At 58.6% G+C, this 14,168-nt stretch carries 10 protein-coding genes; 3 read left to right on the top strand and 7 right to left on the bottom strand.

Translation table 11 applies throughout. The features are described from left to right. Positions 1–263: 263 nt before the first annotated feature. Positions 264–1,250 carry a phosphate ABC transporter substrate-binding protein PstS gene (locus tag WH299_RS20540; RefSeq protein ID WP_016978637.1) on the bottom strand — a complete coding sequence of 329 codons (987 nt, stop codon included), beginning with the start codon at positions 1,248–1,250 and terminating at the stop codon, positions 264–266. Between the two features lie 194 nt (positions 1,251–1,444). Then, complete coding sequence (locus WH299_RS20535; RefSeq protein ID WP_122729937.1) at positions 1,445–2,734, bottom strand: MFS transporter; 1,290 nt, start codon at positions 2,732–2,734, stop codon at positions 1,445–1,447. Between the two features lie 454 nt (positions 2,735–3,188). On the opposite strand from WH299_RS20535, the gene WH299_RS20530 reads away from it, so the two are divergent. From WH299_RS20530 to WH299_RS20520, 3 genes are all read left to right on the top strand, one after another. Next, positions 3,189–3,593: an acyl-CoA thioesterase gene (locus tag WH299_RS20530; RefSeq protein ID WP_003176975.1), complete on the top strand. Its 405-nt coding sequence runs from the start codon at positions 3,189–3,191 to the stop codon at positions 3,591–3,593. 58 nt (positions 3,594–3,651) lie between these two features. Next, entirely contained in the window at positions 3,652–4,554 is a 903-nt protein-coding gene (locus WH299_RS20525) for a D-hexose-6-phosphate mutarotase (protein WP_122729939.1), read from the top strand. A 102-nt stretch (positions 4,555–4,656) separates the two neighbouring features. Then, positions 4,657–10,311 carry a hypothetical protein gene (locus WH299_RS20520; RefSeq protein ID WP_339551150.1) on the top strand — a complete coding sequence of 1,885 codons (5,655 nt, stop codon included), beginning with the start codon at positions 4,657–4,659 and terminating at the stop codon, positions 10,309–10,311. Positions 10,312–10,356: 45 nt separating this feature from the next. Here WH299_RS20520 and WH299_RS20515 read toward each other — a convergent pair whose 3' ends face one another. The 5 genes from WH299_RS20515 to WH299_RS20495 form a co-directional block, all read right to left on the bottom strand. Further along, positions 10,357–10,893, bottom strand: coding sequence for a DUF3299 domain-containing protein (locus WH299_RS20515; protein ID WP_123478434.1), 537 nt, complete (start codon positions 10,891–10,893; stop codon positions 10,357–10,359). Between the two features lie 78 nt (positions 10,894–10,971). Then, on the bottom strand, positions 10,972–11,217 hold the full coding sequence (locus tag WH299_RS20510) for a GlsB/YeaQ/YmgE family stress response membrane protein (protein ID WP_028618516.1): 246 nt from the start codon (positions 11,215–11,217) through the stop codon (positions 10,972–10,974). Positions 11,218–11,326: 109 nt separating this feature from the next. Then, positions 11,327–12,409, bottom strand: coding sequence for a 5-(carboxyamino)imidazole ribonucleotide synthase (locus tag WH299_RS20505; RefSeq protein ID WP_177011841.1), 1,083 nt, complete (start codon positions 12,407–12,409; stop codon positions 11,327–11,329). A gap of 11 nt (positions 12,410–12,420) precedes the next feature. Beyond that, positions 12,421–12,912: a 5-(carboxyamino)imidazole ribonucleotide mutase gene (gene purE, locus WH299_RS20500; protein ID WP_339551147.1), complete on the bottom strand. Its 492-nt coding sequence runs from the start codon at positions 12,910–12,912 to the stop codon at positions 12,421–12,423. Positions 12,913–13,227: 315 nt separating this feature from the next. Continuing rightward, positions 13,228–14,139 (bottom strand): LysR substrate-binding domain-containing protein, encoded by a 912-nt coding sequence (locus tag WH299_RS20495; RefSeq protein ID WP_028618518.1) that lies wholly within the window; start codon positions 14,137–14,139, stop codon positions 13,228–13,230. Between the last annotated feature and the right edge of the window lie 29 nt (positions 14,140–14,168).

Here is a 14,168-nt window from a genome sequence, read left to right as displayed (position 1 = left end):
AGCACATACCAACGGGTCAGGCGATCCTTGAGCGCGCGAATGCGGCGCTTGCGTTGCAGCTCAGGCGTATTGAAGTCAATGCGCTTGGGGGGAGAAGTCGTCGTCATGGTGGAATTGGCCAGATCATTCATGCGCACACCCTAGCGATCCTGTATGACAGAAAGATGACAGTGCAGTGACGCAACAAAGCCGCCGCGAAGCAAGGCTGGCAGCGGACTAGAAAATTCGGATGCGGGGCCGATACTCCGGCCCCGCAGAGGCAATCAGTTGCCTTCTTTCAGACCCAGGTCAGCCAGGGCCTTGGCGGCGACTTTGGCTGGCAGTGGGATGTAGCCGTCTTTCACCACAACTTCCTGGCCCTGCTTGGACAGAACCAGCTTCACGAACTCAGCTTCCAGCGGGGCCAGAGGCTTGTTCGGGGCTTTGTTGACGTACACGTAGAGAAAACGCGACAGCGGGTATTTGCCGTTCAGGGCGTTTTCTTCACTGTCTTCGATGAAGTCAGTGCTGCCTTTCTTGGCCAGGGCCACGGTTTTCACGCTGGCGGTCTTGTAGCCAATGCCCGAGTAACCGATGCCGTTCAGCGACGAGCTGATCGACTGCACGACCGAAGCCGAGCCCGGTTGTTCGTTCACGTTTGGCTTGTAGTCGCCTTTGCACAGGGCTTCTTCTTTGAAGTAGCCGTAGGTGCCGGATACCGAGTTACGACCGAACAGTTGAACCGGCTTGTTGGCCAGGTCGCCGGTCACACCCAGGTCACCCCAGGTTTTCACGTCGGCTTTGCCACCGCACAGGCGCGTCGAGGAGAAGATCGCGTCGACTTGTTCCATGGTCAGGTGCTGGATCGGGTTGTCCTTGTGCACGAACACGGCCAGGGCATCCACGGCAACCGGGATAGCGGTTGGCTTGTAGCCGTACTTCTGCTCGAAGGCCGCCAGTTCGGTGTCCTTCATCTTGCGGCTCATCGGGCCCAGGTTGGAGGTGCCTTCAGTCAGCGCAGGTGGCGCGGTAGCGGAGCCGGCAGCTTGAATCTGGATGTTGACGTTCGGGTATTCCTTTTTGTAACCCTCGGCCCACAGGGTCATCAGGTTAGCCAGGGTATCGGAACCGACGCTGGACAAGTTGCCCGACACACCAGTGGTCTTAACGTAAGCCGGAATTGCCGGATCAACACCAGCGGCCACCGCGTTGGCGGTCGCAACGCCAGCAGCGACAAAAGTCATTGCCGCCATCAAACGTTTCAGTTTCATGCCTTGCTCCTAGCAGATAGGGATAGTTGGATCGGGGCCAAGTATCGGGAGGCCGTGTGAACACTCTATGTCTGGAATGTGACAGTTAGATGAAAGGCCACTATTGGAAGCGAAGGCGTATGAGGCGCGAAACATTGAACACGCATTATGTGGCGAGGGAGCTTGCTCCCTCGCCACAGTGGATCAGGCTGGTTTCAGCGTCCGCGTTTCCACAGATACCCGCCCACCAACATGCCCATCACACACAAGACGGCAACGTAGTAGGCCGGGCCCATCGGGCTTTCCTTCATCAGCAGCGACACCGCCAATGGCGTCAGGCCGCCGAAAATGGCGTAGGCCACGTTGTAGGAGAACGACAACCCGCTGAAACGCACCACCGGCGGGAAGGCCTTGACCATGACGTAAGGCACTACGCCAATAGTGCCTACGAACAGACCGGTCAGCGTGTACAGCGGGAACAGCCAGTCCGGGTGAGCGATGAGGCTGTGATAGAGGGTCCAGGAGGTTGCCAGCAACAGCGCGCAACCGACGATCAGCACGCGGCCAGCACCGAAGCGGTCCGCCAGGGCGCCCGAGGCAATGCAGCCCAGGCTCAAGGCGACGATGGCCAGGCTGTTGGCCTGCAGCGCAACGGTGGCGCTGAAGTGATAGACCGTTTGCAGCACGGTCGGGGTCATCAGGATGACAACGACGATACCGGCCGACAGCAGCCAGGTCAGCAGCATCGACAACACGATGGCACCCCGGTGGTCACGCAATACGGCGCGCAATGGCAGCTCGGCGGCCAGGGTCTTGCGCTGCTGCATCTCGGCGAAGATCGGTGTTTCATGCAGCCAGCGGCGCAGGTACACCGACAACAGGCCGAACACGCCGCCGAGCAGGAACGGGATGCGCCAGGCGTAATCCGAGACCTGCTCCGGGCTGTAAATAGTGTTGATCGCGGTGGCGACCAGCGAGCCCAGCAGGATCCCGGCGGTCAGGCCGCTGGTGAGGGTGCCGCAGGCGTAGCCGATATGGCGTGGCGGTACGTGCTCGGAGACGAACACCCAGGCGCCGGGTACTTCGCCGCCGATTGCCGCGCCCTGGATAATGCGCATCAGCAGCAGCAGGACCGGCGCCCACAGGCCGATCTGCGCGTAAGTTGGCAGCAGGCCCATGATCAGGGTCGGCACGGCCATCATGAAGATGCTCAGGGTGAACATCTTCTTGCGGCCCAGCAGGTCACCGAAGTGCGCCATGATGATGCCGCCCAGTGGGCGTGCGAGGTAGCCAGCGGCGAAGATGCCGAAGGTCTGCATCATGCGCAGCCATTCAGGCATGTCCACAGGGAAGAAGAGTTTCCCGACCACGGTGGCGAAAAACACGAAAATGATGAAGTCATAAAACTCCAGCGCCCCGCCCAAGGCAGACAGCGACAGGGTTTTATAGTCGTTGCGGGTCAGCGGGCGCGAGGGTTGCGCACTGCTTGCAGGCACGGAGGACATGGCAAGGCTTCTCTTATAGTAATCAGGAGGGCAAGCGGGACTTGCGGCAGGTTTGGCAAGATAGCAAATCGCTAGAAAAAGCACAGCGTTGAGCGAACAACAGTTCAAAGCGATGAAATATTCCCCATTCCTGCCCTTTAACGGCGCCCAGAAGCACAGTTGCCGGAAAAAGCCGCGATACAGCCGCTAAATGCCGACCAAATGAGCCTCCAGAGGTCGTCGTGGCGTCAGGGTCTCGATATACTCGGCCCTTGCAAGCGCAAGAACCGCAGTCTTGAGGGGCTGCTGTGCCAAAACGCCGTTGGGTGCCATCCAGCCGATTTGGCAGAGTTTCCCTTTAGTACGCCTTACGAGAAACGCATCACGCGGTGTATGTTGGTGCTGAAACGTTTTTTTCGAAGACGGCTATCCACTTGAAATACCCATGAAGCGTTACGGGTCAGAGGCCCTCGGCATGATCGAACTCGAACAAGAAGATCCTATCCCGCAAGGCGATCTCGCCCTGCAAATCACCGCGCTCCCGCGTGAAACCAACGGTTTTGGCGACATCTTCGGCGGCTGGCTGGTCGCGCAGATGGACCTGGCCGGCACCGCCATGGCCAGCAAGGTTGCAGGCGGGCGTGTCGCAACGGTGGCCATTGATCGCATGGCATTCCTAGTGCCGGTCGCGGTGGGCGCGCAGCTCTCCTTTTATACCCAGGCCCTGGAAATCGGCCGCAGCTCGATCCAGATGATGGTCGAAGTGTGGAGCGACGACCCGCTGTCCAGCGAATGGCGCAAAGTGACCGAGGCGGTATTTGTATTCGTCGCCATCGACGGCAGCGGTCGCACGCGCTCGGTTCCGTCGCGCGCACGTTAAACCTCGCGGGGTTTTGACGGTCAACTGCCCCATTGCCTGCCATAAAGAGTGCTTTGTTATGCCGACGCCCCACGTTGAAACCGTGAAAATCGACGAGCTGGACTGCTGGCGCATCCGCCACAACGGTGCCGAACTGATGGTGGCCCAGCAGGGCGCGCACATCTTCAGTTACGGGCGCGATGGCGAACAACCGCTGATCTGGCCGAACCCTGAAGCGGTGTTCAAGAAGGGCAAGGGCATTCGGACCGGCGTGCCGGTGTGCTGGCCGTGGTTTGGTGTATTCGACCGCAACCCGCAGAGCGTCAAGGCGATGCGTCAGAGTGACCAGCCCGCCGGCGCCCACGGTTTCGTGCGCACCGCGTTGTGGGAATTGGCCGCGACCGAGCTTGAAGGTGAAGCGCTCCGCGTGGATCTGGTACTGCCGACCCCGGCAGGCGGTTTTCCTGGCTGGCCCCATCAGGTCGACCTGACACTGAGCCTGCTGCTGGATGAGCAACTGCATATCCGCCTGACCAGCCATAACCGTGGCACCGACACCGTAACCCTCAGCCAGGCACTGCACACCTACTTCGCCGTCAGCGATGTGCGCAATGTGCAGGTCGAAGGCCTGGACGGGCGTGCCTATATCGACACCGCCGATGGCTGGACCGAGAAGACGCAATCCGGCCTGCTGCACTTCACCGCCGAGACCGATCGCATCTACCTCGACACGCCGTCGCAACTGAACATCGTCGACAAAGACTGGCAGCGCTGTATTCAGCTCACTGCCGAGGGCTCGAAGTCGACGGTGATCTGGAACCCTTGGACCGAGCGCGCCAAGGCTTTCGACGACATGGCCGACGATGGCTGGCATGGCATGTTGTGCATCGAGACGGCGAATGTGCTGGATGACGTGGTGGTGTTGGCACCAAGTGAAAGGCACACGCTGCAGGTGAGCATCACAGCTATACCTTTGGGTTAATCGCTGCGCTGCGCGGTGGACGGGGACATTACTTATATAGGACCGCGTGTCTGAACGGCCTCGCTAGAGTGCGAAATCGCATCTAATAGCAGAGGCAACACGATGATCCCCTCTCCCCAGGAAGTAACGCAACAGTCTCCCGCCGACGTGGCCGAACTTATGGCCACGTGCAATGACACACTTATCGCGACACTCAGCGCACAACCCTTACTGACCTTTTGCGCAAATAGGCAGGTGTTGGAAGAGATCAACGGATTGTTTGATCGGTACTCAACCCAACACATCTACCTGAAAACCCCAGAAGACTCCTTGACTGACCCGCCCACTGATCAGGACAGGGCGCTGATCAGTTTGGTGAACGACGCTGTGCGTCAATGCCGAATTCCGGATTATTACAGCCTGCATGGTGACTTCTATATCTATAGAAACAAAGCATTTACCCGGCTTGACGACTCAAGTCAGACAGAAATCAGAGGCCTGATAAATACGTTACTGGAAGCTGGGCCTTATCTGAATGATCTGAACCGATTCTGGAACGCCAATCACAGCGCAACAGAGCAAACCCATCAAGCCTTTATTGCTCAAGCCGTCGCGCTATTGATCCAGTGCGAGGCGTCATTGAGGTTCGAAACGGCTTCACTTGAGCCCGCCAGCGTTGCGCTGGTCCGGCAACTGAATACAGCCACCTCGCCAGAATCGCTGAATCTCTTTCACCTTTGCTTGCAAGATACAACGCACACCATTGCGCTGGTCGGTGCATTTGCCATCAGCACGTGGGCACCGAACGAGCACCCAACCGCCAATCCCACAGTGCTCTACCTGCCAGGCCAGCGCTTGGCTGAATTTGCCAGCCCGACGGCGCTGAAAACACATCTGACAACACTGCTGAAAAGCGTGCGTGGGCGTGAGCAATTGCTGATCAGCGTTGCACATCGTCAACATTCGGCGTTCGAAAGCCTGACGCAAAGAGCCAGCCAGGATGGGAGCGTCAACCTGGTTCCTGTCACTGCCGTCGAGAATTTTTTCGAGCATCAGATCAGCCTGCTCATCACCAAGCAACGCCAGGATATCGAACATCACTGGTCCGTCAGCCGCAGCGCCCAGGGCGGCGTAACTGAACGGATCAACCAGTCGGCGAACCTTGCACCGTTGCTGGATTTCAGCGAGGCCATCGAACGACACGCCCGCCCGCTCTTAGCCCTCAGCGCACGACGCAGGGAGGCGACGCGCGCCGCTCAGCAACGGCTGATACAGCAACAAACCGACCGCTCAATTGATTTCACTGGCTTGCTCGCACAGTTGAAAAGCCTCCAGGCACAGACTGCACCGCAGCCATTGGCACATCAGTTCTTTACACCTCATCGCCAATCTCCGCTGTACAAAGCCTGCGCGCAGGCCGTCACCGTCTTGCAGAAGCTCAAGAATGACACCGACTTTTCAGCCTGGCTGAACGCACGGTCGAGCAAGACCGAGGTCGGTTGGTCGCCTTTGTTCGTACTCGAAAAGCTCATCAATAACCAGCCAGCTATTGTGGATTCGCCACTGACTCGCTTTACCATTCAGGGCAAGCTGCTGCCCCTGAGCGAAGTGCCCACGTACTGGAGAAATGATGTTCACTCTCTGATAGCGGCGCGTCGCGATATTGGTGATGGTATTCGAGAAGACGGCACTGTTCGACTTGACCTTGCACTCAAGTTCTATGGTGTCCACATCGCCCCCGATAGCCCGCTCCAGCATGTGATTGAGCGGCTGCAGGAACGCGCCGCCACGCTATCACTCGAGATGGATGAAGGTAGGCTGCCTTTTGATGAAGTCATTGACGAGCAAGGAGATACCATCCTGCAACGGCGGCTTTCTCAACGTCAATTGTCAGATAACCATTCGATATTCAAGCAACTGACCGAAGATTTTTTGACGCAACAACGCGAAGCACAGGCATTAAAGACACCCACGGTAGTACTCGAACAATGGCTCAATACCCAGCAATGCCTCGAGCTTGGCAAACAACTGGTCGAGGCACTGGATTGGTACACCACCGAGGATGAAACACCACCGGTAAAAGTGCGGCGTGACTTGGTCTGGCGGGCACTTTGGCTGCATTTTGAACGCCCAACTGGCAATGCTCGAATGACAGTCGCCGGAGAAGAAATAGCCACGGCACGGCATTGGGGCTACAGCTATAGTCATATTCGCCAACAAATCGAGCGATCCCTGAGCCGCACTCACCAACTCACCCCCGGTGGTGTGCAACTGGCCCTGCGCCTGCTGCAACAGGGTTCTGCTGCGGAAATCTGGGTGAGGGACATTCCCGACGATCTGCATTACGCCAGCTCCATCGCCTGGGTGAATTTCAAGGCTGGCGTGATGCTTGCGCAAGCCATTGCACCCGACGCGGTGCAACACATGACCTTCCAACAATTGCTCGAGTTACTCGCGACAGCAAGCCGGGATGCGACGCCCGAGCAAAAAATGGTCATCTCGATAGCCAGATTGGGGCCAACGCTGGAATGGGCCCAAGCCAATGGCGTATTAACGTCGGCAAAAACTGACTTCACCCCTGAACAAGTCCAATTGGCCGTAGAAGCCTTGGAGCAACACGAACAGGAAATGATTCAGGCAACCGAAACGATTTCTCAAGCACCACCTGGCCGCTGGCGCTTCACCACGGATGACGCCTTCGACGTGGGGTTTAGTGATTACCTGAGCGGTGTCAAAGCAGCCTACCAAACCTTGATCAGGGCCTTGCTGCCCAACCTGTCATTGCTTGATCGCACCGCGATCGAAAACGGCGAGGTAACGTTGTATGCCCTGCGCCAAGAGATTCGCGACCTGCAGGTTGGGCAAGAAAACGCGCAGAACACCGCTGCCGCCAAAGGCCGCCACGGCTTCATCATCCGGGCCCAAGTGAAGCACCGCACCACTTATTATGAGGTGTTCCCTCGGGCGGCAATCATCCGCGCACGCCCGGATATTAAAACGCTGACGATCAATGGCAATGTTGTCGTGGAAACAACAGGCGGCTCAAGCCGTTCGGGCAAAGGAACCTTTCGGCGCGCGACCTCCATGCCGTTCGACTGGGAAGCCTACCAACACAGCCGTCGTCCTCGAGACGGTGAGTCCAGCCTGGTGATCGCCGAGCAGATCGGCCAGGTGTTACCCGCCACCGCGCCCGCCCCTTCGGAAACTATGTGGGAAGCACAATCATTGTCTTCAGTGCGCAGTCGAGCACTGGCAGCCATCGTTGCCAATGATCTATTTCACACTGACGAATCTCAGCTCAAATTGACCGCCAAGCGTAACGTTGATGTGCTTGATATCCCGCAACAAACCGTTGACGACTTTCTCTACTACGCCAAGATGCTGGTGCCCTTCTGGGGCGGCGTCGAGGACATCGCCTCGGGCGATCCGCAACGCGTGGAGAGAGGGGCGTTGTCATTGTTCACCGACTTGGTCTCCTTCGCGGTTCCCATCGGTAAATACGTCGGCGGTTCGACACGCTTAATTGCACAAGCTGGGAGAATCAGTTTTCAGGCGGCGCTACCGAAGTTCGCAACACTCACCAAAACCTTTTTACTGGGCGCCATCAGAGAGCTAAACCCGCTGGAAGCGGTGCCAGCTCTGCTCAAACTCGGAGGCTTAGGTGTGTTGCGGCTCAGCGCTGCAGCTGGGCGTCAGGTAGATGCAGGCCTGGCGTTGTTCAGAAAAGCGCTGGGTAAACCAATGATCGCACCCACTGGCCGAACGCTACAGTCGGTAGACCCGCGAGTCTGGAAACCCCTTGAAACGCAGGACAGTCTGTTTACCGTGGCAGGCGTCGATCATATTCCCATGCGCAGTGTCGGCACCGATCTGTTGCCCGAATATCGCCTGATCGATCCACTGACCAATACAGTCTTCGGCCCCCGGTACATCCCATGGGGCGAAGCGGGCCTGCAAAAAATCCCGGATCTTGACGACTACATCGCGCCCGTCTCGTATGAGCAAGCCGCAGAATTCAGCCGTCGGGCCAACGGCATCTACGATGGAAAAAATCAGCAGAGCTATGTGCGTGCCCGCGGGCAATGGTATGTCGTCGAAACCCGCCACAGCCTCACAGGTGAGGTCGAGTTCTATATCGTTCACCCGCGCAACAAAACACGCCCTGCTTACCGCATCGTCAATAAGGACGGGGTTTGGTTCCCGGTCGACGAAAGTGGGCATGCCGGGGGACGGCTGGAGGAACTTAGAAAAGCCAATGCCAAACAGGATGCGCACTACGAACAAATGTTCGTGAAGGTTGAGGCGTCTACAATCCTGCTGGATCAGGCGATTCGATCAATCGAATTCAATACGATAAATATGCTGTTTGATAAAGCGCTCCTACACTTGGAGACCGCTCAAGAATTGGGCCTGGTATACGCAAAGCACAGTAGCTTTCCAGTATTCAAACCCAAGGAATTCGTTACCACACCGGACCTCGGCAGGGCTCGGCTGATCGAGTCCATTGAAAAGGCTGACAATCTTGGCCCGCGTTATGCGGCAATCGTTGATAACCTGGAAGGCTATTTGGAGGCCCAGCAAAAAAGTCTTCAACGGTTGATAGAGGCCAACATATTCGATAAGCAAGATGCCGCACTTAAACAGCTTACCGATTTTCTCGACGCTAAACGGAAGGTCGTTAACACCATAATCGAGCAGACCAAGGTGTTAAAGTCGTTGCTGGACGAAGAACTGGAAAACATGCTCGACGTCCTGGAAAAACTCCCGGTGAAAAAAAACCCGGTGAATACAGCCGGGCCATCACGCGTCCTCTCCGTACCGCCTGGCACGCCGAAACCACCGTCCACCACCCCTCTGCCGCCGGCGCCCCCAAATACTGAGCCGAAAAATCGCATCTCAATACTGATTGCCGGCGACGACCCCCTCACAACCAGAACCGTACTCGCCAAGCCCAGAGCCGGGAACAGTGACGTCGCAGACGTCCTCGACAGTCGTGGTCAGCGCCTCGACACCTATATCAGGGTCGGCGAAGACAAGCTCTGGCTCAAATCCAACATCAAGATCAAAGAGCCGAGTGCGCCAGCATCTTCCAACCAAACAACTATCACGCAGGAACTGAACGCTGCCGCCAGGAAAATGCAATATTTGATTGAAGAGTATGATGACCTCATCGTGTTTTACCGGAAAAGCACGTCGGCCGAACCAGCGGGTGCCGAAGCGCTCATCATGTCCGGTGCGACCAAGCTCAATCAGGGCGCCGATGACCTTCAGGCGGCCTGCAGTGCCATCACCGATGAGGCAACCCGACAAGGTCTGCTGGCGCAAGCGACCCGCTTCAGGGAGAACGCCACCCGCTATAACCTCATGGCGAAAGCGTTGCGTCTGGAGCTGATTTCCAAGCAAGCCCCCAATGGCAACGCCCTGGCGTTCTTGCACAGTCAACCGGGTGTGCTGAGCCTCCGTAAAACCCTGGACCGAGTAGCAGGCACCCGGCAGATACAAAAGCCGGGCGGCCGAACCTGGATAAAAGTTCCAGATTTCCTGGACGAGTTTGAGATTCGCGTGAGAGACAAACCGTGGGCCTACGCTCACATGCACTTTGAACAGGCCTCCCACACCGTCCCCGGCAAAATCCATCTTAAGACACAGGCACAGCGATCACTGGGGGCAAACGCTCAAACCAATGCTGCTCGCGAAGGCTCGCGCCTGGATATTCATCGTGCAGAGATCTATTGGCCACAGGCCAGGCGGGTGTTTTACCCAGCGTTGCCAGAATGACTCGACACACTGGTGATCCGCACAAGCAGGGTGGTCGACAATGGGTTAAAGATCCGACTCCTTGACCGCCCGCACTTTCACCGCCTCCAGGGCATAGGCCGCATCGGCCAGGTCATTGTTGACCTTCTCGACTTTGAGGGTGCCCGTGACCCACAGCGGTGTGTAGATATCATCCAGCGTCAATCCCTTGGGATAACGCACCAGCACCAGTTGGTTAGGCGGCGGCGGTGGCACGTGGATGCATGCGCCTGGGTACGGCACCAGGAAGAACAAGGTGCTGCGGCCCTTAGCGTCGGTTTCCAGCGGCACCGGGTAACCGCCGATGCGGATGCTCTTGCCGTTCATGGCGGCCACGGTCTTGGTGGAATACATCACCGCCGGTAAGCCTTTGCTCTGCTTCAGGCCACCTTTGTCAGTGAAGGTGCCCTGGGCTTCGGGGGAGTTGTGGTCGATCTCGGGCATGGCTTCGAGGGCTTTCTGGTCGGAAAGCGGCATCAGGTCCAGCCAGTCGGTTTCCGGCAATTCGCCAGCGTGCGCAAGGCCGGAGCCCAGCAAAAGAAGAGTCAACAGAAGACGGCGCATGGAGAGGCTCGGCAAGAACAAGTGCCGAGCATTCTAGCCCTCTGCGCCTGCGCAGCGCAGAGGGCTTTGTCGCTTAACTCATTTCTTTTTCAGCAGACCGTAGATCACCAGCAACACGATGGCACCGATCAGCGCACCGATAAAGCCGGCGCCCTGGCCCGCCTGGTAGATGCCCAGGGCCTGACCACCGTAGGTCGCGGCCAGGGAGCCAGCGATACCCAACAGGATGGTCATGATCCAGCCCATGCTGTCGTCGCCAGGCTTGAGGAAACGCGCGAGCAGGCCGACGATCAAGCCGATAAAGATGGTTCCGATGATACCCATGGCATTTCCCTCTGATTGAAAGTGAACTATGCCAAAGCCTAGTCAGGCTTTGGCATCCTGCAATCAGAGGATAACAGTCACCGAATGGTTCCCGCCGCCCCCAGGCTTATTACTCGGCGATCAGTGCTTCGACCTTGAGGATCTGCGCTTCGAGGGTTGCGCGGTCCTTGCAGCGCAGGTTGGCGTGGCCGACCTTGCGCCCAGCCTTGAAAGCCTTGCCATAGTGATGCAGATGGCAGTCGTCGATGGCGATGACTTTTTCCACCGGCGGGACCACACCGATGAAGTTGAGCATGGCGCTCTCGCCGACCTTGGCCGTGGAGCCCAGTGGCAAGCCCGCTACCGCCCGCAGGTGGTTTTCGAACTGGCTGCACTCAGCGCCTTCGGTGGTCCAGTGCCCGGAGTTGTGCACGCGCGGAGCGATTTCGTTGGCCTTGAGGCCACCGTCGACTTCAAAGAACTCGAACGCCATCACGCCGACGTAATCCAGCTGCTTGAGCACACGGCTGGAATAATCTTCCGCCAGGGCCTGCAACGGGTGGTCGGTGCTGGCCACGGACAGCTTGAGGATGCCGCTGTCGTGGGTGTTGTGCACCAACGGGTAGAAGCGGGTTTCGCCATCACGAGCACGCACGGCGATCAGCGAGACTTCGCCAGTGAACGGCACGAAGCCTTCCAGCAGGCAGGCAACGCTGCCCAGTTCGGCAAAGGTGCCCACCACATCAGCGGCGGTGCGCAGGACTTTCTGGCCCTTGCCGTCGTAACCCAGGGTGCGGGTTTTCAACACGGCCGGCAGGCCGATGCTGGCAACGGCAGCGTCCAGGTCTGCCTGGGACTGGATGTCGGCGAAGGCTGGGGTCGGAATGCCCAGATCCTTGAACATGCTTTTCTCGAACCAGCGGTCGCGAGCGATGCGCAGGGCTTCGGCGCTCGGGTACACCGGCACGAACTGCGACAGGAAGGCCACGGTTTCAGCCGGAACGCTTTCGAACTCAAAAGTCACCAGGTCGACTTCGTCGGCCAGTTGGCGCAGGTGGTCCGGGTCGCTGTAGTCTGCCCGCAGGTGTTCACCCAACGCGGCCGCGCAGGCGTCCGGGGCCGGGTCCAGGAAAGCGAAGTTCATCCCCAGCGGGGTTCCCGCCAGGGCCAGCATGCGGCCCAGCTGGCCGCCACCGATTACACCGATTTTCATCGTCAACAACCTCAGGCGATACGTGGGTCTGGATTGTCCAGCACGCTGTCTGTCTGCTCAGCACGGAATTTTTTCAGCACCGCATGGAATTGCGAGTGCTTGGCGCCCAGGATGCTCGCGGACAACAGCGCGGCGTTGATCGCGCCCGCTTTGCCGATCGCCAGGGTGGCCACCGGGATCCCGGCCGGCATCTGCACGATGGACAACAGCGAATCCACGCCCGAGAGCATCGCCGACTGCACCGGTACACCGAGCACGGGCAGGTGGGTCTTGGCCGCACACATGCCGGGCAGGTGCGCTGCACCGCCGGCTCCGGCGATGATCACCTCGATGCCACGGGATTCTGCTTCATCGGCATACTGGAACAGCAAATCCGGAGTGCGGTGGGCGGAGACCACTTTCACTTCGTAGGGAATGCCGAGCTTTTCCAGCATATCGGCGGTGTGGCTAAGGGTGGACCAATCGGACTTGGAGCCCATGATCACGCCAACCAATGCACTCATCGTCGTGCCTCTTCTCTCTGGGCGCCCGCAGGCGCGTCAAAAAACAACAAGCCACGCGGGAAATCCGGCGTGGCTTGTTGTACGAATTTTGGCCGGTTGGACCGGCCGAAGGCCGCGCAGTATACCGTAATAATGCAGATAAACAGCCCCTTGAATGACCATCTGTCCAGTGGCGCAAAGCGGCGGTTTTATTGACTTTCAGGTCAGCGAAAGCACCCCATTCCTTGTAGGAGCCAGCTTGCCGGCGAGAGCGGTGTACCAGCCACTATAAGGCTCGCCGACCCACCGTGATCGCCGGCAAGCCGGCTCCTACAGTCAGGCGCGTTCGGCAGCGGCCCCACCTTCCAACTTGCGCCACAACAACCGCACATTTGCCTTACGCACTAGGGCACAGCGATACAGGCGAATTTCCAGCGGAACATGCCATTGCGGGCCGCCGCACACCACCAGCTCACCGCGCGCCAACTCCGCCCGTACGCTCAATTGCGGCACCCAGGCGATGCCCAGCCCTTCCAAAGCCATGCTCTTGAGGCTGTCAGCCATGGCGGTTTCATACACGGTGGTGAAGCGTAGGGCGCGCTGGCGCAACAGCAGGTGCACCGAACGGCCAAGAAACGCACCGGCGCTATAGGCCAACAACGGTACGCTGCCCTCGCCTTCCAGGTCGAACAGCGGCTTGCCATCGGCATCGGCGGCGCATACCGGCAGCATTTCAGTGTTGCCCAGGTGCAGGGACGGGAAGATTTCCGAGTCCATCTGCATCGCCGCATCCGGATCGTAGAACGCCAGCATCAGGTCACAACCGCCTTCGCGCAGGGCATGCACGGCATCACCGACGTTAGTGGCGACCAAACGCGTGGCAATGTTCAAGCCTTCGTTACGCAATTGCGCAATCCAGCGCGGGAAGAAACCCAGCGCCAGGGAGTGGGCCGCTGCCACTTGCATGACTTCGCCCTGCCCGCCTTCCAAGTGATGCAAATGGCGCAGCACTTCACCGAGTTGTTCGACCACCGTGCGTGCAGTCACCAGGAACAGTTGCCCCGCTGCCGTCAATTCCACCGGCGTGCGCGAACGGTTGACCAAGGTCAGGCCCAGCGCAGCCTCCAGGCTGCGAATCCGTCGGCTGAACGCCGGCTGGGTCACGAAGCGTCGCTCCGCCGCCTGGGAAAAGCTGCGAGTGGCCGCCAGGGCGCTGAAGTCTTCCAGCCATTTGCTCTCAAGGTTCATCACTTCCTCCCACGGGTACGCACCATTTT

The sequence above is a fragment of the Pseudomonas sp. MYb541 genome (assembly GCF_037479595.1).
In the GTDB taxonomy this organism is placed as follows: Bacteria; Pseudomonadota; Gammaproteobacteria; order Pseudomonadales; family Pseudomonadaceae; genus Aquipseudomonas; species Aquipseudomonas canadensis.
This window is presented reverse-complemented; position numbering and strand designations above follow the sequence as displayed.

Bases quoted from the DNA above. Each gene is read 5' to 3' on its own strand.
- WH299_RS20525 (WP_122729939.1), top strand. From the start codon at position 3,652: ATGCCGACGCCCCACGTTGAAACCGTGAAAATCGACGAGCTGGACTGC.
- WH299_RS20530 (WP_003176975.1), top strand. From the start codon at position 3,189: ATGATCGAACTCGAACAAGAAGATCCTATCCCGCAAGGCGATCTCGCC.
- WH299_RS20505 (WP_177011841.1), bottom strand. From the start codon at position 12,409: ATGAAAATCGGTGTAATCGGTGGCGGCCAGCTGGGCCGCATGCTGGCC.
- WH299_RS20535 (WP_122729937.1), bottom strand. From the start codon at position 2,734: ATGTCCTCCGTGCCTGCAAGCAGTGCGCAACCCTCGCGCCCGCTGACC.
- WH299_RS20515 (WP_123478434.1), bottom strand. From the start codon at position 10,893: ATGCGCCGTCTTCTGTTGACTCTTCTTTTGCTGGGCTCCGGCCTTGCG.
- WH299_RS20495 (WP_028618518.1), bottom strand. From the start codon at position 14,139: ATGAACCTTGAGAGCAAATGGCTGGAAGACTTCAGCGCCCTGGCGGCC.
- purE (WP_339551147.1), bottom strand. From the start codon at position 12,912: ATGAGTGCATTGGTTGGCGTGATCATGGGCTCCAAGTCCGATTGGTCC.
- WH299_RS20540 (WP_016978637.1), bottom strand. From the start codon at position 1,250: ATGAAACTGAAACGTTTGATGGCGGCAATGACTTTTGTCGCTGCTGGC.
- WH299_RS20520 (WP_339551150.1), top strand. From the start codon at position 4,657: ATGATCCCCTCTCCCCAGGAAGTAACGCAACAGTCTCCCGCCGACGTG.
- WH299_RS20510 (WP_028618516.1), bottom strand. From the start codon at position 11,217: ATGGGTATCATCGGAACCATCTTTATCGGCTTGATCGTCGGCCTGCTC.